This window comes from Micromonospora sp. CPCC 206060 (assembly GCF_036906895.1).
Classification (GTDB): Bacteria; Actinomycetota; Actinomycetes; order Mycobacteriales; family Micromonosporaceae; genus Micromonospora.
In genome coordinates, this window is record NZ_JBAKHU010000039.1 from 40,519 (window position 1) to 63,607 (window position 23,089).

23 protein-coding genes are annotated in these 23,089 nt (G+C 71.9%); 13 read left to right on the forward strand and 10 right to left on the reverse strand.

The window, feature by feature from the left end:
- The first annotated feature begins 225 nt into the window (after positions 1 to 225).
- Genes V6U90_RS22095 through V6U90_RS22120 form a run of 6 tightly spaced genes read left to right on the forward strand, consistent with a single transcriptional unit; the run spans position 226 to position 7,447 of the window.
- On the forward strand, positions 226 to 1,206 hold the full coding sequence (locus tag V6U90_RS22095; RefSeq protein WP_334439819.1) for an ABC transporter substrate-binding protein: 981 nt from the start codon (positions 226 to 228) through the stop codon (positions 1,204 to 1,206).
- Positions 1,203 to 2,207, forward strand: coding sequence for a FecCD family ABC transporter permease (locus V6U90_RS22100; protein WP_334439822.1), 1,005 nt, complete (start codon positions 1,203 to 1,205; stop codon positions 2,205 to 2,207). Before V6U90_RS22095 ends, V6U90_RS22100 begins: the two co-directional genes overlap by 4 nt.
- Positions 2,204 to 3,178 (forward strand): FecCD family ABC transporter permease, encoded by a 975-nt coding sequence (locus V6U90_RS22105; RefSeq protein WP_334439824.1) that lies wholly within the window; start codon positions 2,204 to 2,206, stop codon positions 3,176 to 3,178. Before V6U90_RS22100 ends, V6U90_RS22105 begins: the two co-directional genes overlap by 4 nt.
- The gene (locus V6U90_RS22110; protein ID WP_334439826.1) at positions 3,175 to 3,972 is read left to right on the forward strand and encodes an ABC transporter ATP-binding protein; all 798 of its coding nucleotides are present in this window, start codon (positions 3,175 to 3,177) and stop codon (positions 3,970 to 3,972) included. The genes V6U90_RS22105 and V6U90_RS22110 overlap by 4 nt, the downstream gene beginning before the upstream one ends.
- On the forward strand, positions 3,969 to 5,693 hold the full coding sequence (locus tag V6U90_RS22115) for an ABC transporter ATP-binding protein/permease (RefSeq protein ID WP_334439829.1): 1,725 nt from the start codon (positions 3,969 to 3,971) through the stop codon (positions 5,691 to 5,693). The genes V6U90_RS22110 and V6U90_RS22115 overlap by 4 nt, the downstream gene beginning before the upstream one ends.
- Entirely contained in the window at positions 5,690 to 7,447 is a 1,758-nt protein-coding gene (locus V6U90_RS22120) for an ABC transporter ATP-binding protein (protein ID WP_334439831.1), read from the forward strand. Before V6U90_RS22115 ends, V6U90_RS22120 begins: the two co-directional genes overlap by 4 nt.
- A 594-nt stretch (positions 7,448 to 8,041) precedes the next feature.
- On the opposite strand, the gene V6U90_RS22125 is transcribed toward V6U90_RS22120, so the two are convergent.
- Together V6U90_RS22125 and V6U90_RS22130 are read right to left on the reverse strand one after the other, a co-directional pair.
- Positions 8,042 to 10,183, reverse strand: a complete 2,142-nt coding sequence (locus V6U90_RS22125; protein WP_334439835.1) for a sialate O-acetylesterase — start codon at positions 10,181 to 10,183, stop codon at positions 8,042 to 8,044.
- 263 nt (positions 10,184 to 10,446) lie between these two features.
- Positions 10,447 to 10,587 (reverse strand): hypothetical protein, encoded by a 141-nt coding sequence (locus V6U90_RS22130; RefSeq protein ID WP_442933644.1) that lies wholly within the window; start codon positions 10,585 to 10,587, stop codon positions 10,447 to 10,449.
- 222 nt (positions 10,588 to 10,809) lie between these two features.
- Here V6U90_RS22130 and V6U90_RS22135 point away from each other — a divergent pair, with 222 nt between their 5' ends.
- From V6U90_RS22135 to V6U90_RS22140, 3 genes are all read left to right on the forward strand, one after another.
- Positions 10,810 to 11,451 (forward strand): replication-relaxation family protein, encoded by a 642-nt coding sequence (locus tag V6U90_RS22135; RefSeq protein WP_334439838.1) that lies wholly within the window; start codon positions 10,810 to 10,812, stop codon positions 11,449 to 11,451.
- 153 nt (positions 11,452 to 11,604) lie between these two features.
- Positions 11,605 to 11,922, forward strand: a complete 318-nt coding sequence (locus V6U90_RS33960) for an alcohol dehydrogenase catalytic domain-containing protein (protein WP_442933645.1) — start codon at positions 11,605 to 11,607, stop codon at positions 11,920 to 11,922.
- Positions 11,919 to 12,728 carry a zinc-binding dehydrogenase gene (locus tag V6U90_RS22140; RefSeq protein WP_334439840.1) on the forward strand — a complete coding sequence of 270 codons (810 nt, stop codon included), beginning with the start codon at positions 11,919 to 11,921 and terminating at the stop codon, positions 12,726 to 12,728. Before V6U90_RS33960 ends, V6U90_RS22140 begins: the two co-directional genes overlap by 4 nt.
- Positions 12,729 to 12,749: 21 nt before the next feature.
- Here V6U90_RS22140 and V6U90_RS22145 read toward each other — a convergent pair whose 3' ends face one another.
- From V6U90_RS22145 to V6U90_RS22155, 3 genes are all read right to left on the reverse strand, one after another.
- Entirely contained in the window at positions 12,750 to 13,418 is a 669-nt protein-coding gene (locus V6U90_RS22145) for a GntR family transcriptional regulator (protein ID WP_334439843.1), read from the reverse strand.
- Positions 13,419 to 13,487: 69 nt separating this feature from the next.
- Positions 13,488 to 14,291, reverse strand: coding sequence for a cytochrome c biogenesis CcdA family protein (locus V6U90_RS22150; protein ID WP_334439846.1), 804 nt, complete (start codon positions 14,289 to 14,291; stop codon positions 13,488 to 13,490).
- A 2-nt stretch (positions 14,292 to 14,293) separates the two neighbouring features.
- Positions 14,294 to 15,043, reverse strand: coding sequence for a DsbA family protein (locus V6U90_RS22155; RefSeq protein ID WP_334439849.1), 750 nt, complete (start codon positions 15,041 to 15,043; stop codon positions 14,294 to 14,296).
- A gap of 512 nt (positions 15,044 to 15,555) precedes the next feature.
- Here V6U90_RS22155 and V6U90_RS22160 point away from each other — a divergent pair.
- A complete protein-coding gene (locus tag V6U90_RS22160; protein WP_334439852.1) occupies positions 15,556 to 15,981 on the forward strand; it encodes a hypothetical protein in 426 nt (141 codons plus the stop codon).
- 174 nt (positions 15,982 to 16,155) lie between these two features.
- On the opposite strand, the gene V6U90_RS22165 is transcribed toward V6U90_RS22160, so the two are convergent.
- Positions 16,156 to 16,728, reverse strand: a complete 573-nt coding sequence (locus V6U90_RS22165; RefSeq protein ID WP_334439855.1) for a hypothetical protein — start codon at positions 16,726 to 16,728, stop codon at positions 16,156 to 16,158.
- Between the two features lie 156 nt (positions 16,729 to 16,884).
- On the opposite strand from V6U90_RS22165, the gene ligA reads away from it, so the two are divergent.
- Positions 16,885 to 18,987, forward strand: coding sequence for an NAD-dependent DNA ligase LigA (gene ligA / locus V6U90_RS22170; RefSeq protein ID WP_334439858.1), 2,103 nt, complete (start codon positions 16,885 to 16,887; stop codon positions 18,985 to 18,987).
- A gap of 761 nt (positions 18,988 to 19,748) precedes the next feature.
- Here ligA and rpsN read toward each other — a convergent pair.
- The 4 genes from rpsN to V6U90_RS22190 form a co-directional block, all read right to left on the reverse strand.
- A complete protein-coding gene (gene rpsN, locus V6U90_RS22175) occupies positions 19,749 to 20,054 on the reverse strand; it encodes a 30S ribosomal protein S14 (protein WP_334439860.1) in 306 nt (101 codons plus the stop codon).
- A 1-nt stretch (position 20,055) separates the two neighbouring features.
- Positions 20,056 to 20,223, reverse strand: coding sequence for a 50S ribosomal protein L33 (rpmG, locus tag V6U90_RS22180; protein WP_334439863.1), 168 nt, complete (start codon positions 20,221 to 20,223; stop codon positions 20,056 to 20,058).
- On the reverse strand, positions 20,223 to 20,459 hold the full coding sequence (rpmB, locus tag V6U90_RS22185; protein WP_334439866.1) for a 50S ribosomal protein L28: 237 nt from the start codon (positions 20,457 to 20,459) through the stop codon (positions 20,223 to 20,225). The genes rpmG and rpmB overlap by 1 nt, the downstream gene beginning before the upstream one ends.
- A gap of 148 nt (positions 20,460 to 20,607) precedes the next feature.
- Positions 20,608 to 20,808, reverse strand: a complete 201-nt coding sequence (locus tag V6U90_RS22190; RefSeq protein WP_442933646.1) for a winged helix-turn-helix domain-containing protein — start codon at positions 20,806 to 20,808, stop codon at positions 20,608 to 20,610.
- Positions 20,809 to 21,079: 271 nt separating this feature from the next.
- On the opposite strand from V6U90_RS22190, the gene V6U90_RS22195 reads away from it, so the two are divergent.
- Together V6U90_RS22195 and V6U90_RS22200 are read left to right on the forward strand one after the other, a co-directional pair.
- Entirely contained in the window at positions 21,080 to 22,393 is a 1,314-nt protein-coding gene (locus tag V6U90_RS22195) for a CobW family GTP-binding protein (protein WP_334439869.1), read from the forward strand.
- Entirely contained in the window at positions 22,390 to 22,653 is a 264-nt protein-coding gene (locus V6U90_RS22200) for a type B 50S ribosomal protein L31 (protein WP_334439872.1), read from the forward strand. Before V6U90_RS22195 ends, V6U90_RS22200 begins: the two co-directional genes overlap by 4 nt.
- Positions 22,654 to 23,089: the final 436 nt, after the last annotated feature.

Below are 23,089 nucleotides of genomic sequence, written 5' to 3' on the forward strand. Positions count from 1 at the left end.
AAAGCGCGGATCCCACCTCCCACCGGCCAAGGCGGCGGCTGCCCTACCCAGGGCGGTCTGTCAACCGCCGCCCGGACAGCAGCCAGCACGTCAGGGACCAGGCCAATCGCGCCACGGATTCGCCGTCGCGTCCGCCCCGTGAGGCCGATCACGTACACGACCTTGCCCTCAGCCAATGAAAACCATTATCGTTTCGCGGTCCATCCGCTATCGGAAGTACAGGCCGTGACACGTCATCGCAACACCTTCGCCGCTCTCTTCGCCGCCGCAGCCGTCCTGACCGGCTGCGGCAGCGCCGACCCCGCTCCCGCCACCACGCCGGGTATCCCTTCCGCGCCGCCCGTCGAGCCGGTCGCGCACCGGCTCAGCGTCACCGACGTCCGGGGCGCCACCGTCACGCTCAAGGCCAAGCCGGAGCGGATCGTGTGCCTCACGGGGTTGTGCGACGACGCCCTGGTCGAACTCGGCCTCACCCCGGCGGCGACCACCACGCCGAAGCTCCTCCGCCGCCCGGACTACCTCGGCGCGGCTGGCACGGCGGTGCCGGCACTGCCCGGCATGTTCGGCAACGAGGACCTCGCATCGATCGCCGTCGCACGACCTGATCTGGTGATCGGCCTGGCCGGCGTACACGACCAACTGCGGCCCGCGATCGAGAAGTTCGCGCCGCTGTGGCTGGTCAGCGTCAAGACCTACGAGGACTCGGTGCGCTACCTGCGCGACATCGCCACTCTCACCGACCGGGGCGCGCAGCAGGCGAGTGCCGAGCAGAAGTTCCGGGACCGGCTCGCCGCGGCCCGGGCCGCCGCCGACCAGCGCGGCCTAGGGAAGACGACCGCGCTGGCGATGTACGGCGGCACGTCGATCGGCGTGAACACCTCCGACGACCTGCTCGGCCACCTGCTCTCTCAGGTCTTCGACTACCCGTGGCCGAGCAAGGGCGGCGGCTTCGACACCGCGCAGGCGTACAGCGTGGAGGAGATCCTGACGCGCGACCCGGACATCGTGTTCATCCAGTCGTTCACCTTCGGCCCAGACGCCAAGACGGTCACCGACCAGTACGCCGACAACCCGGTGTGGAAGCGGATCACCGCTGTACGTGAGGGCCATGCCCACGAGGTGCCCGCAGAGCTGTGGGCGTCCGGCCGTGGCACCCGGGCGTTGGGGCTGATCCTCAATGAGGCGGTTGCCAAGGCCACGGCGTGACGGCACCGACATCGGCCGCCGGCGGCACGGTCGGCGCGGCGCTCACGCCGCCCCGGGCGGTTCGTCGGTGGCCGGCGGCGGTCGCGTTGCCGATCGCCTTGGCTGCGGCGATCCTGCTGACCCTCGCTCTTGCCCTGCCCGCCGATGCCGAGGTAGCCCAGGTGGTGCTCTGGGAACTACGGGCGCCACGACTGCTGCTGGCGTTGCTCGGCGGGGCGGCGGTCGGCGTGGCCGGACTGCTGATGCAGGCCGCGCTGCGCAATCCGCTGGCCGTACCCGAGTTGCTCGGCGTCTCCACCGGAGGCGCGCTCGCCGCCGCCGTGGTGGTGGTGTGGGCGCTTCCGGTTCCGGCGGCGGCGCAGCCCGTGGTGGCCCTGGCGGGCGCCGTCGTCGGTGGCGCGCTCTGCCTGGCCGCGGCCGGGACCGGCCGTGGTCCCGGCGCGGTTCTGCTGATCGGCGCGGCGATGTCCACGGCGTTGCAGGCGGTCCTGCTGGCGGTGATGGCCGCCGCCGACCGCCTGCAGTACGACACGCTCTTCCGCTACCTGGTGGGCAGCCTCACCGGAATCACCTGGGACCACGCCCGGCTGACCCTGCCGTGGCTGCTGCTCTGCGGACCGCTGGTCCTGGCGGTCCTGCCCGCGCTCGGCGTGCTGCGCCTCGGCGACGAGGCGGCCACCGCGCTCGGGTTGCACGTCGGGCGGGCGCGCGTCGCGGTGCTCGGGCTCGCCGCCGTCCTGGTCGCCGTCGTCGTCGGCCCGTGCGGCCCGATCGCCTGGATCGGGTTCGTCGCCCCGCACGTGGCCCGGCGGGTACGCCCGTCCGCCGACGCCCGTGCCCTGCTGCCCTGGGCGGCGGCGTTCGGCGCGCTGTTCACCACCGTCGCCGATCTCGCCGCCCGGCACGCGTTCGCGCCCGCGGAGACTCCGCTCGGTGCCTGGACAGCTGCCGTGGGCATCCTCGCCGGTCTGGTCCTGATCCGTCGCGGGGGCGTGTCGTGAGGTGGTGGTGGGCGGTCGCGGCGCTGGTCCTCGCGGGAGTCGCCGAACTTGCCGTCGGCCGGGGCATCGACTGGCCACAGCTGGACCCGCTGGAACACCGCATCCTCGTCGAGCTGCGGCTGCCCCGGCTGGCCACCGCGCTGCTCGCGGGCGCCGGGCTCGGCGCGGCGGGACTGTTGCTGCAGGTTGTGCTGCGCAACCCGCTCGCCGCGCCGGAGCTGGCCGGGGTCAACCCCGGCGCGGTGCTGGGCGTGCTCGGCGGGATCCAGCTCGGCCTGGTTCCGGCGGACTCGGCGTCCGGCGCGCTGGTAGCGGCGCTGCTCGGCGGGGCCGCCGGCGGCTCGCTGATGTGGCTGTTGGCCCGCGACGGCTCCCCGGCCCAGGTCGCGGCGTACGGGCTGCTCGGCTCGGCGGCGTTGGTTGGAGTCACCACGCTGCTGCTCGCGTACCAGCCAGGACGGTTCGGCAACGCGCTGCGCTGGCTCGTCGGCTCGGTGGACGGGCGGGTCTGGGCACATGTGCGGGTCGCCTGGCCGTGGCTGGTCACGGCGCTGCTGCTGGCCTGGCTCTGCTCCGCCGTGCTGGGCATGCTCGCGGCCGGCGACGGGCACGCCACCGCGCTCGGACTCTCGCCCCGGCCGGTGCGTGCCCTGGGCCTGGCGCTGTCGGTCGCGCTGGCCGCCGGCGCGGTGGCCCTGGCCGGCGCGCTGGCCTTCGTCGGGCTGGTCGTCCCGCACGTTGCCCGCGCCCTGTGCGGGGGCGACCTGCGCCGCGCGCTGCCGGCCGCCGCCCTGCTCGGCGCGACCACGGTCGTCGGCGCGGACGTGGTGGCCCAGACGCTGACCGTGCTGGTGCAGTCGGGGTCGGCCGGGCAGCGGCTCGGCGTGCCCGCTGGCGCGGTCACCGCCCTGCTCGGGGCGGCGGCGCTGGTCGTCGTCGCCCGCCGATCCCCGCACGTGGAGGTGTCGTGACCGAACCGGTCTTTACCGTCGAGCAGGCCCACTACCGCTACCGGGAACGGGTCGTGCTCGACGGGGTGTCGCTGACCGTACGGGCCGGCGAGTCCGTCGCGCTCGTCGGCCGCAACGGCTGCGGCAAGTCCACCCTGCTGCGGCTGCTCACCGGCGCGGACCGGCCCGACGGTGGTCGGGTGCTGCTGCACGGCCGCCCGGCGTACGCGCAGCGGCGGCGGGACGTCGCCCGGCAGGTGGCGGTGCTGCACCAGCAGTTGCCGCCGGTGCCCGGGCTGACCGTCCGGCAGCTCGTCGCGCAGGGCCGCTACCCGCACCGGGGGCCACTGGGCATGCTCTGGCGGCCGGAGGACGCCGAGGCGTCCGCTGCGCTCGCCGCGACCGGCGTGACCGCCCTGGCCGACCGGCAGGTGGACACGCTCAGCGGCGGAGAACGGCAGCGCGTCCGGCTCTCGCTCGCCCTGGCCCAACAGACCCCGGTACTGCTGCTCGACGAGCCGACCACCTTCCTCGACGTGCGCCACCAGTTGGAAGTGCTGTCGCTGGTGCGCCGGCTGCACGCCGAGCGGGGTCTGACCGTGGTGACGGTGCTGCACGAACTGGACCACGCCGCCCGGTTCACCGACCGCGTGGTGGCGCTCGCCGGCGGCCGGGTCGCCGCCGACGGGGCGCCGTCCGACGTCGTCACGCCGGCGCTGCTCGCCGACGTGTTCGGCGTACGCGGGCGGGTGCTCGCCGACGCGCACACCGGGGCGGTTCGGACACTGGCCGACGAGCCGCTGGAGGAGCGGTGATCGTCCACCGGGAACTGATCCGGCTCGCGGGCGCCGTCACCGGCCCGGTCGCCGGATGCGCGGCGCTCGGCATGGCCGTTTCGGCCGCGTACGTCGGTCAGGCGCTGCTGGTCGCCGGAGCACTGGCGGCGGTGGCCCGGCGGGACCTGGCCGCCGCCGCCCCGCTGCTGGCCGGGGCGCTCGGGGTGGTCGTGGCTCGGGCAGCGCTGCTGTGGTGCCGCGAGGTCGCCGCTGCGGCGGCCGGCGCCCGGATCCGGGCGCGGTTACGCGACCGGCTGGTCGCCCGGCTCGCCGAACTCGGTCCTGCCTGGCTGACCGGGGCCCGCACCGGCCGCACCCAGGCCACCCTCGTCGACGGTGTGGAGGGGTTGGACGCCTACTACCGCCGCTACCTGCCCCAGGTGCTGGTCACGGTCACCGTGCCAACCGCGCTGGTGGCCTGGCTCACCACCGTGCAGCCGGTCGCCGCCGGGTTGCTCGGCACCGCCGTGCTGCTGGTGCTGACCGTCCCCCGCATCTGGGACGCCACCCTGCTGCGCCGCGGACGCGGCCGGTGGGCGGCGTTCACCGCACTCGCCGCCGACTTCCTCGACACCCTCCAGGGCGCGGCAACGCTGCGCGCCTTCGGCGCGGTCGGCCGGATGCGCGACCGGATCGGGGCACGTACCCACGACCTGCACGTCTCCACGATGGCGCAGCTGCGCCTGTCGCTGATCGAGAGCGGGATCAGCGCCCTGCTGATCCAGGCCGGCCTCGCCACGGCGGCTGTGGCGGCGGCGGTCGCCGCCTACACCGGCCGGGCCGACGCGGCGAGCGTGTTCCTGGTGCTGCTCGTCTCGGTGGAGTGCTTCCGGCCCGTACGCGACCTCGGCGCGCACTGGCACGCCGGCTACCTCGGTATCACCGCGGTCGACGGCCTGACCGAGCTGCTCCGCGCACCGGCCACCGTCGTGCACCGTGGACGGGTCGACCGCCGGATCGACCGCGGCCCGGCCCTGGTCTTCGAAGCGGTCAGCCACCGCTACCCCGGCAGGTCCGAGGCGGCGCTGTGGGAGGTGACCCTGCGACTGGCCCCCGGCGAGACTGTCGCGGTGGTCGGCCGCTCCGGCGCCGGCAAGTCGACCCTGGCCAACATGCTGCTGCGGCACCTCGACCCGGACACCGGCCGGATCACCGTCGATGGGGTGGACCTGCGCGACCTCACCCCGGCGACGCTGCGCCGCACGGTGACCGTGGTGGCGCAGGAGACGTACCTGTTCCACGGCTCCGTGGCGGACAACCTGCGGCTGGCCCGCCCGGACGCCACCGACGCCGACCTGGCGGCCGCCGCCCGGGCCGCCGGCGCGCACGACTTCATCCGGGCGCTGCCGCACGGGTACGCCAGCCCGGTCGGTGAGCGCGGCATGTCCCTCTCCGGCGGGCAGCGGCAACGTCTGGCCATCGCGCGGGCCCTGCTCGCCGACACGCCGGTGCTCATTCTTGACGAGGCGACATCGAGCGTGGACGGCCGGCAGGAGGCCACGATCCTCGATGCTCTCGCCACGGCCGCTCGGGGCCGGACCTGCCTGGTCATCGCCCACCGGCTGAGCGCCGTGCGGCACGCCGACCGGATCGTGCTACTCGACCGCGGCCGGGTCGTCGCCTCGGGCCGCCACGCGGACCTGCTGGTGTCCTGTCCCCAGTACGCCGAGCTGGTCGCCGCTCAGGAGGTGGCCGGATGACCACGCCGGAGCAGCCGACCGACACGAGGCGACCTGGTGCGCTGCGCCGGCTGCTGCCGGCGATCGCCGGGCATCCCCGCGCGTTCCGGGGCACCCTGGTGGCGAATCTCCTCGGGCAGCTCGCTGGGCTGGCCTCGGCGGTGCTCGGCGCCGCCCTGGTCGGGCGGGCCGTGGCAGGTGTCCCCACACCGGTCGCCGTGGTCACGGGAATACTCGGCGCGCTGGTCGCGATCGTCACGGTGGCGACCTGGTGGGAGATGTACGTCTCCCACGACCTGGCTTACCGCGTCCTGGCCGACCTGCGCACCCGGGTGTACGACGCGATCACCCGGATCGCCCCGGGCGGTGTCGGCGGTCGCCGTTCCGGTGATCTGGCCACCGTCGCACTGTCCGACATCGAGACGCTGGAGTGGCTGTTCGCGCACACCATCGCGCAGTTGCTCACCGCCGCCGTGGTGCTCGGCGCCGGCACCGCACTGGCGGCCTGGATCGACCCGTGGCTGCCCGCCGTGGTGCTGCCCGCCGCGGCCCTGATCACGGTGACCCCTTGGCTGCTGCGCCGGCACGCCGACCGGCACGGTGCCCAGGTCCGCGCCGCCACCGCCGAACTGACCGCCGACATCGTCGACACCGTGCACGGCCTACGCGAGCTGACCGTCTTCGGGGCGTTGGAGCGGCGCCGCGCCCACCTCGCCGGCCGCACCCGGCAGCTCGGGCGGGTCCAATGGCGTAACGCCGCCCGCGCCGGTCTGGAAACCGGGCTGATCGACGTACTGGTCGCCGCCGCCGGCATCGGCGCGGTGCTGGTGGTTGTCGACGGCGTCCGCGTCGGGCGGCTCGACGTCGCCAGCGGGCCGGTGGCGCTGGTCCTCGCCGGCGCGGTCCTCGGCCCGGCCAGCCAGGTGGCGCTGCTGCTCAAGGAGGCCGGTACCCTCCGCGCCGCCGCCGACCGGGTGGACACCCTGCTTCAGGCGCCCTCCCCGGTCCCCGCACCCGCCCGGCCAGTACCCGCACCCGCTGGCGGCGAGGTGATCTTTGACGACGTGCACTTCGGGTATCTGCCGGGCCGGCCGGTGCTGCGCGGCGTCTCGTTCGCCGTCCGACCTGGCGAGACTGTCGCCCTGGTGGGCGCCTCCGGAGTAGGCAAGTCCACCTGCGCGCACCTGCTGCTGCGCTACTACGATCCGACCGCCGGACGGATCACCGTCGGTGGTGTGGACCTGCGCGACCTCGACGACTCCGACCTGCGGCGCACGGTCACCGTGGTGCCGCAGGACGTGCACTTGTTTCCTGGCTCGATCGCCGACAACATCCGGCTGGGCCGGCCGGATGCCACCGACGCCGAGGTTCGCACCGCAGCCGGCGCCGCCCAGCTCACACCGTTCCTCGACGCGCTACCGGCCGGTTTGGACACGCCGGTGGGCGAGCGGGGAGCGGCCCTGTCCGGCGGTCAACAGGCGAGGGTCGCCGTCGCCCGGGCCCTGCTCACCGGCGCACCGGTGCTCGTCCTCGACGAAGCCGCCGCCAACCTCGACGCCGCCACCGAGGCCGACCTGGCCGTCGCCTTGGAGTCCACCGGAGACCACCGGGCCACCCTGGTGATCGCCCACCGCCTCGCCACCATCATGCGCGCCGACCGGGTCGTCGTCCTCGACGGCGGGCAGGTCGTCGCCGACGCCGCACCTGAGGAGCTGCGCAGGCGGGGAGCACTCGCCGCTGCGGTCCGAGGTGACGCGGCGACGGCCGCCGGATGACCCGCCCGCCCGGGTGCGGACCGGCCGGATGGAGCAAGGCCGCGCGGCCCTGGGGCGCCAGCGGTGACGGACGACAGGGTTGGTCATGGCGCGGTTCGGCTGGCACCTGGACCTGCGACGGTTGACCGGGAGGCCTGCGGGGCACGCCAGGCGGCGTCGCGCAGCAGACGCAGCCCGTTGAGGCGACGATGACGGTGGAGCCCTCGGGTCCGGCGACACCCAGCGGCAACGGCAGGTGCCCGACGATGTCCCAGGTGACCAGGACAGCGATGAACGTGCCGGCGATCACCAGGTTCGCCACGACGATCCGGCGGACCCGCCGGGCGAGCCCGAGCAGCGCGGGCAGAGCGGTGAGGTCGTCGTGCACCAGCACCGCGGCGGCGGTCTGCAGGGTCAGGTCCGCGCCACCGCGTCCCATCGCGATGCCGACATCGGCACTGGCAAGGGCGGGTGCGTCGTTGATCCCTGTACCGTGCCACAACTCGTCGCACAGGCTGTGAGCTGGGAGTTCTCGGCTCGGGCATCGCCGGTGGAGCCGAGACGGCGCGGACCACCGCGGGTGGTCCGCGCCGTTTCCGCCCTACCGGCTGCCGGTCAGGCGATCGGCAGGTTGTGGAAGGTGAGCAGGCCACTGCCCGTCGCGTTGACGATCCACGGGCCGGCGCGCAGGTGGCTCAGGTAACTAACCCCGGTCGCCCTGTCGGCCGGCGCCGAGAGCGTCAGCACCAGCCGGCCGCCCGCCCGGTATTCGACATCGGTGACCGTCGCCGTGCTGCCGTGGACCCGGAAGTCGGCCGCGACACCAGGATCGACAACCAGCGGGTCGTCGCTGCGCAGCTGCACCGTCACCTCGGTGCGCTCCAGGTTGGAGAACGTTGCGGTGCGCGGGTTGGGTGGGGCCACTCCGGCACTGGGGCCGTTATACAGGTCGCGGGCCACCACGGCGAACGTGTGGTCGCCCATCTCCCGGTAGCCCTGTTCCCAGGCGTAGTGGCACCCGTCGTGGCCGGAGAGGCCGTTCGTGGACAGCAGGGCGACGCCGAGCGTGTCACCCATCTGCCGCTGTGCCTCCCGCAGCGCTCCGGTGGTGCTTGTGCTGCAGGGGGACGTGCGGACCTGGTAGACGAAGTACCGGGCGCCGTCGCCAGCGCGGGTGCCGATCTCGGTGCGCCAGTCGGCGAGCAGCGCGGTGAACCCGGAGACGTGGACGGCGGCGTTGTCGCTGTCGGACTCGCCCTGATACCAGAGGAGGCCGCGCACGTCGGCCTGGACTCCGGCGGCGACCAGTCGTTGCCGCAGCCGCCCGTAGTTGGTGCTGATGGCGTCGGGGTTGGCGTCGTCGCGCTGGAAGAACGAGATGGGTCGGCCGCCGTGGCCGCCGTTGATGAGGGCGACCGGGACGCCGTAGGTGTCGACGATCCGGCGGGCCATGCGAATGCCCCACTGGCCGACGGAACCGGGCTGGTTGGTGACCTCGCTGCCGGCGTAGTTCCAGCTGCGCTCCGCCGCGGAAAGGACCGGGTCCGAGGTGGGCGAGCCGTAGCTGCGGATGAACGTCGACTCCTCGCCGGCGGACGAACCCCGGTACATAGCGGAGACGGCGTTGGACTGGCCCTGAATGACGTAGACGTCTCCGACCAGGATGCCCTCCCACAGGCCGGCCCGGCGGGTGACGCCGGCACCGAGCGCGCGCAGGTCGAACCGGTACTCGCGTAGCGCGGCAGCGATGCGAGGGCTGAACGAGAATTCGCGCCGGTCGGTGACCTCCGTGGTGTAGGTCCACTCGTCCTCGCCGCTTGTCACCGTCAGCTGTACCGCCTTGACCCGTGGATCAGTGACCGTCCCGGACACCGGCACCGTTGCCGCGTTCGAGGCGTCCCGTGGGTACAACTGGCGGTCCTGCGGGTGCTGGTCGAGGGCGAGCACCGACGGCCGGGCGTACACGGTGAGCCGACGCTGCGTGAAGGTGCCCGCGTTCCCGGCGAAGGTCCAGTCCGGGTGCCCGCTGGCGGCGGAGCCGATTCCGAGAGACAGCGGCGCCCCGGAGGAGGTGAAGGTGTTGACCGCGAGCACCGTGCGGGGCGTCACGGACGACGGGCGGGTGGCACCGACCTGGTGCACCTGGAAAGACCCGTACCCGCCAGACGGGTTGACGGTGTCGTCGGCGTCGTAGACGCTCGGCGAGGCACCGGAGATCTGGCGGGACGATCCGCTGCCGTACGTGTTGGGCCACATCTCCACGTGACCGGCCAGGTCGGTGCCGGTGGCAACGCCCGGGACATTCGAAGCGACCTCCAGGTCGCTGACCCGCTGTCGGACGATCTCACCGGTGCGGGTCGGCAGGCCGAGCCGGCTGGCGTCGGTGGTGAACGGCGCCATCGCCGTCCACACCCACTGCGGGCCGGCCGCGGTGGCCAGTTCCAGGCAGTATCCGACCCGGTCGAAGCCGGCGGCCACCTCGGCGGTGCGGTCGAATGTGTACGGCGGGGTCTGGTTCAACCAGCTGGCTCGTTCGGGTAGGTCTAGTGCGAGGACGGGAGTGAAGTCGGCCATGCCGTCGACGTTGGCGGCGCACGAGGTGTCGTCGATCGGCCTGGAGCTGACAGGACCGGGGTCGGCGCCGGGGGCAGGCGGCTGCCCGATCACCATGGCGACGGTGGACAGGAGGAGGCTTACTGCGGCGATGGCGGCACGGCGCGTGTCGCGTGTCGGCCGGGAACGGTGTGGACGGGGCATGACTCGAACCTCCAGCAGGTCGGGTAGGTCGGGTCCGCCGGATCGGCGTGAGCTATGCCTAGCGATCAAATTTCTCTACCGCAATGCGTATGCGATGAGCGGTGGGATCGCCGCGGCGGGAGCGCATGTCACCGCGATGAGCGGGTGACCGGTTGCCGGGTATCGCGGGCTCGCCTCGACCCGAACTGCGAGACGACGACGGCGGCGGTCACCGGCGGCATCGTGGACCGCTGTCACGACCACTGCCCGGTCGCGGCCTTCGATCAGTCCGGGAGCAGCGGCATCTCCAGACCCGGCTCGCGGCCCAGCAGGACCGCCCGGGTGAGCGCCGCCGACCCGAACCGGTCGCGTACCGCGTCCACCGCCGCGTCCAGGTCCGCCCCCGGGTCGCGGTCCAACGGCACCCTGTCACGTCAGACGGTGCCCGGAGAACCTGCCCGAGTGGTTCCCGTGCAAGGTGCCGGAATCATGCCGGCTTCCGTAGCGGGATGCCTATGGGGGTCCACCACCCCTTCCACCCCGATCCACCGCACCGGACGACAGACCGCCGGTAGCGGACCGTTTCGGCCGCACTGCGGCCTGTCGACCGACCACTGTGGTCGACCCCCCCAGACACAGTACCCGTCGTGTCCAGCCGTCTTCCGCCCTGCTCACCCTCGTCCGACCCGTACCTGCACACCCGTCGCCTCACCTCACGTGACCGGCTGCTGCTGTCCTGGCTCGCCGAGCACTACCTGCTGTCCGCCCGCCAGGTCACCAAGGCCATGTTCCCGTCCGGACGCAGCGCCCGCCTGCGGCTGACCCTGCTACCCCGCATCGCCGCCGTCGACCGGTTCGTCGACACCACCGCCGCCGGATCCACCCAGTACCTGTACGCGCTCGGGCCACTCGGCCTTCGACTCAACCGCGACGCCTACCACGACCCCGACAACCGGGCCGCGAAACCGCCGCGCAGCGGCCGCGACCGGGCCGACCGGATCGTCGGCAGCCGCAAGCTGCGCCACCTGCTCGGCGTCAGCGACTTCTTCACCGACCTGCTCGCCCACGCCCGCACCGACCCGCAGGCACGGCTGGAGCGGTGGTGGTCCGAACAGCACACCACCGACGCCTACGGCGCCGCCGGGGTGCAACCCGACGGCCACGGCGTCTGGGCCGTCGGCGACTCCACGGTCGGGTTCTTCCTCGAACACGACAACGGCACCGAACCCCTCGGCAGGGTCCTGGCCAAACTGCGCGCCTACGAACGGGTCACCGAGTTCGCGCGATAGATGGCGAAGTTGAGCGCGATGATCGTTCCTACCGTATTGCGGTGTCGTTGGAAACTAGGGCGTATCTGGCCGTGCAGGTGCTGGAGCCGGGCGGGTCGCCGTCCCTCGTCGCGGTACAGCCGCGAACGCCCGGTGCCGGCGAGGTGCGCGTCGATGTCGCGGCGGCGGGCGTCTGCGGGTCGACAGCGGCACGGTCGCCGACCGGGCGCCTGCGGCGGGATTCCCGATCACCCCGGACACGAGGTCGCCGGGGTGATTGCCGAGGTCGGGCCGCAGGTGCTGGGATGGCAGCCCGGCGAGCGGGTGGCAGTTGGCTGGTTCGGCGGCAGCTGTGGGCATTGCACCGCCTGCCGTACGGGCGATGTCGTGCATTGCCCGCAGCGGCGGGTGCCGGGCCTGTCGTACCCGGTGGATGGGCCACCACGATCAGGGTTCTGGCGGCGACGCTGGCCCGGATTCCCGAGGAGTTGACGGACGCCGAGGCCTCGCCGTTCGGCTGCGCGGGGGTGACCACCTTCAACGCCCTGCGACGCGGCGGCGCCGAGCCCGGCGATCGCGTTGCCGTGGCCGGCATCGGCGGGCTGGGCCACCTCGCCGTGCAGTTCGCTGCCGCTATGGGCCACGAGACCGTCGCCGTCGGCTGCGGCGAGGAGAAGCGACGGGCGGCCCTTGATCTCGGTGCTCATCACTACGTCGATGCGAACGCCGAGGAGCCGGGAGCGGCTTTGCATGCGCTGGGCGGCGTCCGCTTGATCGTTTCCACCGCCGCCGTCAGCAGCGCCCTGCTCGCCGGCCTGGTCGACGCTCCCCGTTCTGGTGCACCAAAGGCCTGGCCGGGGCGGCGATCAGCCGGACCGGCCCGCTGGCCGAAGTCCACGACTTGTCCGGACCCGGCGGCGCCCCCGCCGCACTGTTCGGCTTCGCCCGGCGGCCGCTGTACAACCCGGCTTCGAGGCGGCGGGGACCGCCGGCTCGCCCGCATGTTCGGTCCGGACGCAGCCCGGCCCGAGACGCTGCACGTCCAGGACTGGAGCGCCGAGAAGTGGACCTCTCCGCCTGTAGTGCGGGAACGGACGAACTACGGCCTGTTCGGACATGCCTGCTATCAGGGCCCTGCCTTGACCGGACGGCTGCACTGGGCCTCGACGGAGACCGCCGCCGACCATGCCGGCCACATCGAAGGTGCCTCCACGCCGGCTGGCGGGCCGCTCGTGCCGTCCTGGCGGTCACGGCGACGAGGACTGGAGACCGCTTTATCCGGACCGGCCGACGTCTGACCTGCTCATTGAGCTGGACGGCTACCTCGTGGTCTGCGATCCACGCTCGTGGCCCGGGGTGGCCGGCGGGGCATAGTTGTCGGCCAGGTGCTGGCGGAGCGCATTCGTGAACCCGGTGGCGTCACTGGTGCGCAGGCGTTCGACGAGTTCCTCGTGCTCGGCGATGATGTCGTCGGACCGGGCGAGGAGTCGGTCGCCCTTGCTGAACAGCACGAACCGCTGCCGGTCGGCGAGCCGGTCGTTGAGCTCGAGCAGGATGTCATTGCCCGCCGCTTCCACGAACGCGCGGTGGAAGCCGATCGTCAGCTCGATGAAGCGCCGGACGTCGCGGGCCTGGAACGCCTCGCGCTGCGCCGCGATCGAGCTCCGCAGCCGCTCGGCCAGCTCGTCCCGGACCTCGCGGCTCGCCCGGCTCGCCCCGCTTGACTCCAGCATCAGGCGGGCGTCCTCGAGGTCGGCCACCGCCCGCTCGCTGAGGCCCTGCACCAGCGCGCCGCGTTTGGGGTAGATGACGATCCACCCCTCGTCCTGGAGCCGGCTGAGCGCGGTACGTACCGGCGTGCGGCTGACCCCGATCTCCGTGGCCAACGACTCTTCGCCCAGCATGGTGCCCGCCGGGTGGACGCCGTTGAGGATGCCGTCACGGATCGCCTGGTACGCCCGTTCCGCTGCGCTTGGGCTGCCGTCCAACGACTTCTCTCCTCCACGGTGACACGACGTACGCGTCACAAAGTATCCATCCGGCCCGCCGCCGCGCGGTCATCGGCGGGCCGCTCGGACGCGGATCAGGAGCCAGGTCCCGAGGGCGCCACCGATCGCGATCGCGGCCACGAGCAGATCGGGTACGTCGCCGGTGGCCCGCCGCACCCGGTCCTCCAGCGCGGCCTGATCGGAGGCGCCGAGGATGCCGTTGAGGGACGTGGTGCCGTCGGTGACCAGCAGCAGGACCCCGATCGCCACGGTCAGGACGCCGCTGACGACCCCGGTCCAGGTGTTGCTCCATCGCCCGAGGCGGATCCCGCGGGGCCGGACCAGCCCGCGCACGAACGGCAGCCGTCCCCACAACAGTGCCAGAACCAGCAGTGGAAGCGCCATGCCCGCAGCGAAGACGAGCAGCACGATGCCGCCGTAGAGGGCGTTGCCACCGACGGCGGCGACGGTCAGCACCGCGCCGAGCAGCGGGCCGGCACAGACACCGGCGAGGCCGTAGACCGTGCCGAGCGCGTAGACGGACACCGCCGAGGTGCCCTCCGTCCCGCTGCGGGACAGGCCCGGAATCGGGATGTTCGCCAGCATGACCAGCCCGAGCGCGATCACGACGATCGCGGCGGCCGTGACGAATGCGTCCCGGTGCTGGTTGACGAACGCTCCGACCGTCCCGGCGAGCACACCCAGCGGCACGAGGGTCGTGATCAGCCCCAGGTAGAACACGGCGGTGCGGCTGATCAGCAGGCCCGGACCGGTGAACGCGTACGAGAAGAAGGCCGGGAGCAGCATCGCCGAACACGGGCTGAGCAGGGTCAGCACGCCCCCGAGCAGGGCACCGAGGAGGCCGAGGTCCACGCTCAGCCAGCCTTGGCGATCGCGGCGTCCAGGTACTGGCGGAACACCGCGATCGGCTGTGCGCCGGACAGCGAGCTCCCGCCGGCGACGAAGAACGGAACGCTGGTGACACCCAGCCGCTCCGCCCCGCTGTTGCTGGCCGCCGCCGCGGCGCGCAGGCCGGCGTCATCCAGGTCGGCGGTGAACCGCTCGATGTCGGGCACGCCGGCCTTTGCGGCGAAGGCGATCAGGCGCTCGCGCGGCAGATCCGCGTGCCCCTTTTCGGGGGCCTCCTTGTACACGGCGCTGAGGAACTCGAAGAATCGGCCCTGCTCGGCGGCGGCTCGCGCGGCGACGGCAGCGTCCTCGGACTGCTCCCCGAAGTACGCGACGTCATGGATCTCGATGCGAACCTTGCCGGTGTCCACGTACTCCCGCCGCAGCACGGGCAGCGTCTCGCGGTTGAAGACCGCGCAGTAAGGGCAGCGCATGTCGGTCCACTGCACCAAGACCACGGGCGCGTCTACGTCGCCGACCGCCATCGGGTCGCCCTGTTCGCGGCGGACGAAGGCGAGTTCGCCGGTTCTGACGCCGCCCGCGCTCGCAGAGACCGTCGGGGCCGCCGGGGCGGCGACCGGTCCCCGTCCGTTCGTGAGTTGCGCGGCCAGAACCACGCCGAGGAAGACAACGATCGCGCCGGCTGCGATCGCGATGCGCCGGTTGCGGCGCCGCTTCGCCTGCTGGCGCCGGGCCGCCTGCTTCGAGCTCTTCACGACCGTAGGATACATGATGTATACAAGGCCAACCGACGCTTCCCTGCCGGTAAGGAACCCCTGCTCCGATGACCGTCACCGAGTACGTCGAAAATCTCGAGGTCGGCTGGCGTTGCACCAGCGGACGTTGAGCGTGGTGATGGTCTCGCAGGTTTTCAGCGGTGCCGGCCTGGCCGCCGGCGTGACCGTCGGGGCCTACTCGCTGAGCAGATGCTGGGCACCAGCGCCCTTTCCGGCCTGCCGGCGGCCATGTACACGGGAGGATCGGCCGTTGCCGCCCTCGCCGTCGGGCGCCTGTCGCAGCGCCTCGGCCGCCGCGTGGGCCTGGCCGCCGGATATGCCGCCGGCGCCCTCGGCGGCGCCGGAGTCGTCGCCGCCGCAGCCCTCGACAACGTCGCCCTGCTCCTGATCTCTCTGCTTGTCTACGGCGCCGGAACTGCCACCAACCTCCAGGCGCGCTACGCCGGCGCCGACCTGAGCGGCCTGGCCGCCGGGGTCGCGCCGTCAGTTCCGTGCTCGTCACCACCACCGTCGGCGCGGTCATCGGCCCCAACCTCGTCGCGGCCACCAGCCGGGCGGCCGAGCACTTCGGCCTGCCCGCCCTGGCCGGCCCCGTCGCACCCCAGACTCCGCCCGCGCTGCACCTCATGCGCGACTGCGGCGGCGACCTCGACGACCGCCTCTACATCGACGGGAACGTCCACCCGAGCCTGTCTGCGGACGACATCAACGCGGAGCCGTTCCGCAGCACCTACCACGGTCGCCGCTACGGCCACGGCATCACCTGGACCGAGTGGCTCGGCAGCCCACCACGCCAGCGGACGCCAGTCCAGGCACAGGTAGCCCTCCTCGACGACGCCCGGCTGCTCGACCTGCTCCGCGCCGGCCGCGCCGCCGGCTTCGACATGACCCGTCAGGCCGACGACAAGCGGGCATGACGAAGCCGCCCCCTGCCCGGCCCGAAGGCCAAGCAGAGGGCGGTTTCGGCGTTGTCACCTTGTTGGGGCTCGGGGGGCGTTGGGGTGTGCTGGGTGCTGGTGGGGCTGTGTGCCGGTGTCGTGCTCAGGCCGCTGTGGCCAGGCCGGTGACCTGGTTCCAGGTGGTGAACGCCATCAGGAGAAGGTGTTGATGGCCTGATCGAAGTTCAGGCGGGACAGTCCCGCGGTGGCGCAGTCGACGTTGGGGGTGACGACGCCCGCGACGAGGGTGACGGTGTCGCCCTGCAGGGTGCCGCTGGTGATGATGGCGCGGCCGCCCAGGGTCGTGGGGTTGGCGGGGTCGGTCTGGAGGGTGATCTCGTCGTCGCTGGTGGTGCCGTCGGACCAGGTAAGACGTCCGGTGGCGGTGAGGGTGAACAGCAGGCTGCAGATGCCGCCACCGCCGACGCCGCTCACCGTGGCGGTGCCGTTCATCACCTCGTCGTACCAGTCCAGCTCGGGGTGGCTGCCGTTGGGCGAAAGACAGGGCGTGGGGCTGTTGGTGGAGACATGGCCGGTGACGGTCGAGGTGACGCCGGGCCGGAGCGGCGGCTCGAACACCACATAGCCCCCGGAGTCCGGGCAGAGCAGGTCACCGAGGGCGGCCTGGGCGGGGGCCGGGCTCACCATGACGGCCGTGGCCGCCATGGCCAAGACGGCCATCAGGACGGCACCACGGTGGCGGGAACGGCTGTGGATGGATGTCATGCGGGCCTCCTTGCCTCGCGGATGCGGCGCCCCCGCCGCGATCCAGGGGGTGGCAGCACCGGCATGGCGTTGTCGGTCAACCCTCAACTTCGGGCCCGACAATATTCCGCCAGCGCCACCGCCGTGCTGTCAGTGGCAGTCAGGAGAATGGGCGGCATGACGAAGCCTTCCGCAGCGGCGCCCGCTGTCGACCTTGCTGATGAGGCCGCCTACCTTGAAGCCGTCGCGCAGGCGCGAAAGGCCGCCGATGCCTACTACGGCTCCGGCGAATCAGGCTTGGACGACGAGACCTACGATCGGCTGCTGCGCGCTATCACCGCCTGGGAGGACGCGCACCCCGGGCAGATCGCGGCCGACTCCCCGTCCCAGCAGGTCGCGGCAGGAGTGACCGCTGGCGATGTCAAGCACACCGTTGCGATGCTCAGCCTGGGCAACGTCTTCTCCGACGAGGAGCTGACGGCGTGGGCCGTCTCGCTGCAGCGGCGGCTGGGCGCAGCGGCGGTGCAGGGCTGGGCGGTGGAGCCCAAGCTCGACGGTGTGGCATTGGCAGCCCGCTACCGCGAGGGTCGGCTGGTGCAACTGGTCACCCGGGGCGACGGGACGACCGGGGAGGACGTGTCCCACGCGATCGGGGACATCATCGGCCTGCCCATGACCCTGACCGAACCGGTCACGATCGAAGTGCGGGGCGAGGTCCTCATGACCGAAAACCAGTTCGCCGCCGCGAACGAGCTGCGGACCGCGCACGGCGCCACGGCCTTCGCCAACCGCCGCAACGCCTCCTCGGGATCACTGCGCGCCAAGGACCGGGCCTACCGGATCGGGCAGACCTTCCTGGCCTACGCCGCACTGACCGACCCCGAGCACACCGACGACCCCACCCTCGCCGGGCTCACCCACACCCGGCTCGTCGCCCGCCTGGCCGCCCTCGGACTGGGGACGACAGCCGACACCCCGCTCGCCACACAGGCCTACGCGACCCTTGACCAGGTCGTGGACCGGGTACGCGAGATCGGCGCCCTGCGCGCGGAGCTCGACATCGAACTCGACGGCGCCGTGATCAAGGCCGACAGCCCCACCGACCAGATCCGGGCCGGGATGGGCTCCCGCACCCCGCACTGGGCCACCGCCTTCAAGTTCCCGGCCGCCCAGAAGATCACCGTGCTGCGCGCCGTGCAGTGGAGCGTGGGCCGCACCGGCGTGATCGCCCCGCGCGCTGTCCTCGACCCCGTGGACGTCGCCGGCACCACCATCACCTACGCCACTCTGCACAACCCGGCCGACATCGCCCGCCGCGGCCTGATGCTCGGAGACCACGTCATCGTCTACCGAGCCGGCGAAGTCATCCCCCGCGTCGAAGGCGCGGTCGCCGGCCTCCGCACCGGCACCGAGCGGCCCATCGACTTCCCCGAACTCTGCCCGCGCTGCGGCTGCGACATCGACCGCAGTCAGGAACGCTGGCGCTGCGAGCGGGGACGCGCCTGCGGCCAGAAAGAAGCGATCCGGTACGCCGTCGCCCGCGACGCGCTCGACATCGACGGCCTCGGCGAGAAGATCATCGTGCAACTCGTCGACAAGGGGTTGATCGAGGACTTCGCCGACCTGTTCACCCTCACCCGTGATCAGCTGCTCACCCTGGACCGCATGGGGGCCAAGAGCGCCGACAACCTCATGGCCGCCATCGAGGCCGCCAAGACCAAACCCCTCAATCGCGTCTTCTGCGCCCTCGGCGTCCTGGGCACCGGCCGTTCCATGTCGCTGCGCATCGCCTCGCACTTCGGCTCCATGCGGGCCATCCGAGACGCCGATGCCGTCGCTCTAGCGCAGGTCGACGGGATCGGCAACGAGAAGGCCCCGGTGATCGTGGAGGAACTGGCCAGCCTCGCCCCGGTCATCGACAAGCTCGTCGCCGCGGGTGTGAACATGGACCAGCCCGGCTTCGTTTCCTCCGCTCCCACAGACGCTGAGGCCGACGCGGAGACGTCCGCCCAGAAGGCGAAGATCGAGCTGCCGTTGGCGGGGATGACCGTGGTGGTAACCGGCGCGATGACCGGGCCCCTCTCGGACCGATCCCGAACTGAGATGACCGAGCTGATCGCGAAGGCGGGGGGACGCGCATCCTCAAGCGTCTCTGCCCGCACCCACCTCGTCGTCGCCGGAGAGAACGCCGGCAGCAAACTCAACAAGGCCCAGGCCTTGGGCATCGAAACCATCACACCCGAGGAACTCGCCCAGCGCCTCGCTGGGCATCTGACGTGAACAGGGGTGAATGACCGGCCCGAGTCGACTGGCGACGTGTGAGCTTCCCCCCTGGGCCGGACGCCCTGATCCTGGCAGGAAAGCCGGGGGGAAGGTTCGGCATGTCCGGCCGCTGGTGGGTAAACACCGTCAAGGTCGACGTCAACGGGAAGCTGGTCGAGTCTTTAATGACGCCCTACCGGCGCCGCTCCCGCAGCATCGACGCCGTCGTACCCAGACACCACCGTCCCCATCATCGGAAAGCATCGATGGAGTTGGAGATCAAAAGTGTCGTCGCCCGCCGGACGGGATCGGATGCCCCCAGAACCCGCCGCACAGAGCGGGACGTAGGGGGTGCTCGTCGCACGAGCACCCACCGAGCACCCAACCGTCCACAGGGGACGAAAACAAAGAGGGTCATGATCCACGTTTCCGCAGGTCATGACCCTCTTGATCTCGTGCGCCCGCCCAGATCCTAGCCCAGGAGAGCCCACCCATTCACTCTTATGGATTCTCTGGGGCGCCTCGTGGGAGCCTCGAAATCCGGCTACGTCCCGATGCGTCCATGCCAGTTCCCCGCCGAGGCGCCAGCGGGCGCCACGACCGTAGCGGCGACCACCACCGCGCCGACTAGCAGGGCCGCGAAACCTCGCGCCCTCAGTGCCGCAGTCATTCCTCCCCTTTCCGCACCGCGCATCCCTGCGCGCGGTGGTGCATGTCCCGGTCGGCGGCGACTGGCGCGGGGCCGGTGGCCGGCGCACGGCGGATCGCGACCGCCGGAGTCACCAGGACGCCTTGCGGATGCCCGGCAGTTCGCCGCGCAGCGCCATCTCCCGGAACCGCACCCGGGACAACCCGAACCGGCTGAGCACGCCGCGTGGCCGGCCATCGATCACGTCCCGGCTGCGCAGCCGCACCCGGCTGGAGTCGCGCGGCAGGCAGGCCAACCGGCGGACGGCGTCGTCGCGCACGACCGGGTCGGTGTCCGGGTGGGCGATCAGCCGCTTCAGCTCGGCCCGGCGGTCGGCGTGCCGGGCGACGAGGTCCTCCCGGCGGGCCTGCCGGTTGCTCAGGCTCTTGCGGGCCATGTCAGCGGGCCTCGCGGAACTCGACGTGCCGGCGCACGATCGGGTCGTACTTGCGCAGGACGAGGCGGTCGGGGTCGTTGCGGCGGTTCTTGCGGGTGACGTACGTGTAGCCGGTGCCGGCGGTGCTGCGCAGCCGGATGATCGGGCGGACGTCGGTCTGTCGGGCCATCAGACCTTCACCCCCCGGGCGCGCAGCTCCGAGACGACCGCCTCGATGCCCTTGCGGTCCACGGTCTTCAGCGCCTTCGCGGTCAGAGTCAACCGCACCCAGCGGCGCTCCGAGGGCAGCCAGTAGCGGTGGCTCTGCAGGTTCGGGTTCCACCGACGGCGGGTGCGGCGGTGGGAGTGGGACACGGCGTTGCCGAAGCTCGGCTTCGCGCCGGTGACGTCACAACGTCTGGACACAGTGTTCGCTCCTTACTACTCAACTTGGAAACGGTAACGACAACGGTTTTCAGTTCTACATCAGCCGTTCAGTCAGATCAACGCCGGTCGTCCACCATCTCCACCGAGCAGTCGGCACCAAGGCGGTAGCCGACGCCGCGCAGCGTCGTCAGTACCGGCACTTCCGGGCCGATCTTGGCGCGAAGCCGCCGGACGTGGATGCCGACCCTGCGGGGACTCGTGCCGGGCTGCCCCAGACCCGATTCAGCGGTTGCAGTCGGGTGAAGACCTGCCGCGGGTGTTCGGCCAGGCACAGCAGCAGGTCGCACTCCCGACGGGTCAGCACGATCTCGGTGCGACCGCGGTACACCGCCCACGCCCGTGGATGGGTCCGCAGGTAAAGGCCCGGCTCGCGCGCCGGCGGCGACCCCGGATCACCACCCAGGAAGGCCAGCAGAGCATCGAAGCGGTCGACGTTCCCTTCGCTGACACCTGGACCGAACCTCAGTTGAACCGTGACGGTGAGGACCTTGCCGGCCTACCGCGCCTCGACCACATGCGTCCGCACATTCACCGTTCGCTTCGACGGCTTCCATGCGCTTAGAATGACAACCGTTTTCAAGTAAGTCGAGAGGAACGTGATGTCGTCGTCACCACAGGCCCCGACCCACGCCGCGACAGCCGACGCCGATACCCGCCCGTCGCTGACCGTGCTGTCCGGGTTCTGGCCGGCGGCGACCTTCGCCGTCGCCCGCACGCTGCTCGCCGCCGACCCGTCGCTGCTGCTGGTGCGGCACGACCTCACCGGAATCCGCGACGGCGTCGTCCGCCGGTTGGTCCGGTCCGGCACCGGCATCATCGAGGACGAGCAGGTCGACCTGAGGCACGGCTGCGTCTCCTGCACCCTGCGCGAGGACGTGCTGCCCACCCTCGCCCGGCTCACCCGCAGCCACCCCGACAACGACCTGGTGCTGATGCTGCCCGAAGTCGTGGAACCGGAAGCGGTCGCCGCCGCCTGCACCCACTGCCTCGTCGACGGCGCACCGATCACCGAGCTCATCCGCGTCGACTCCTACGTCACCGTCCTCGACGCCGAACACCTGCTCGACGGCCTGGCCAGCACCGACGACCTCACGACGCTCGGCATCCAGGCCGCTGAGGACGACCACCGCGGCCTCGCCGACGTCGTGGTCCGGCAGATCGAGTACGCCGACACCCTGGTGCTCTGGGGGCAGTCCCGGGAGGGAGAGTTCGACACCGGCCGGTTGTCAGTCCTGCTGCAGCGGATGGCGCCGTGGGCGGCGCACATCCGGGTCGATGGCGACGTCGTCGACGCCAACGCGCTGACCCGCCAACTGCGCTTCACCCACCGGCACCGGCCGGAGACTCCCGGGGTGCTCGCCCGCGGTCTGCAGGGCTACGCGCTGGGCACTCACGATCCGGAGCCCGACTGCGGTGTGGTCTCCGCCGTCTTCCGCGCCCGCCGGCCGTTCCACCCACAGCGCCTGCACGACGTTCTGGAAGAGGTCAACGCCGAGGTGATCCGCTCTCGGGGCCACCTCTGGCTGGCCAGCCAACCCGACACCGTGGTGGCCTGGGAGTTCGCTGGCGGCGGTCTGGCTATGGGCTCCCTCGGACACTGGCTGGTGAGTCTGCCCGAGGACTGCTGGGAGCACGTCTGCGACCAGCGCCGGCTCGCCGCCGCCCTCGAGTGGGACCCCTACTACGGAGACCGGCACCAGCACCTGGTCTTCATCGGCCTCGACATCGACCCCGTCGAGCTGCACCGCACCCTCACCGGATGCCTACTGACCGACGCCGAACTCGCCGACGGCGAGGAGATCTGGCGCACCTACCACGACCCGTTCGCCGGCTGCTTCCCCCTCAACGTGGAGAAGCTGACCGACACCGACACCGACACCGACACCGACACCGAAGGAGTGCAGCCCGCATGAAGCCCGGAATCCACCCCGAGTACCGACCCGTCGTCTACCGCGACAAGGGCGCCGACTTCGCGTTCCTCACCCGATCCACCGCCACCAGCAACCAGACGATCGAGTGGACCGACGGCAACACCTACCCCGTCATCGACGTCCAGATCTCCTCCGCAAGCCACCCCTTCTGGACGGGGAAGCAGCGCCTGCTCGACACCGAGGGCCGCGTCGAGAAGTTCCGCGCCAAGTACGCCCGCCGCGGACCCCAGACCGGCAGATGACCGCAGGGCTCCCGTCGACTGGACCGAACTGGCGCCGCAGCTGGTCGACGCCGCCCGGCGCGACCGGGCCTGGTACCTGACAATCGCCCGTGAGCCGGTCGGCCCCGCCGACTGGCTCGCGGGCGACATCGGCTGCGGCGCCGCCGGGGCGACCATCGCCATCGCCCGGATGATGTGCTGCGGCCGTGTGGTCGCGGTAGACGCAAGCCCGGCCGTCCTCGACGCTGCCCGCGATCACATCCGCAGCGCGTGGCACCGTACCCACGACACCGCGCATCCGCCAGACTTCTGGGCGTCGGTCGCCAGGCCACAGAAGCGCCGGCACCAGACACGGTGCCCGACGAGACCGCCGACAGGAAGAGTCTGCGCAGTAAGAGCCCGCGCAAATAGGTCGGTGAGGATCGGGTGGGTAGGAGACGGGCACAGGCGTCAGTGA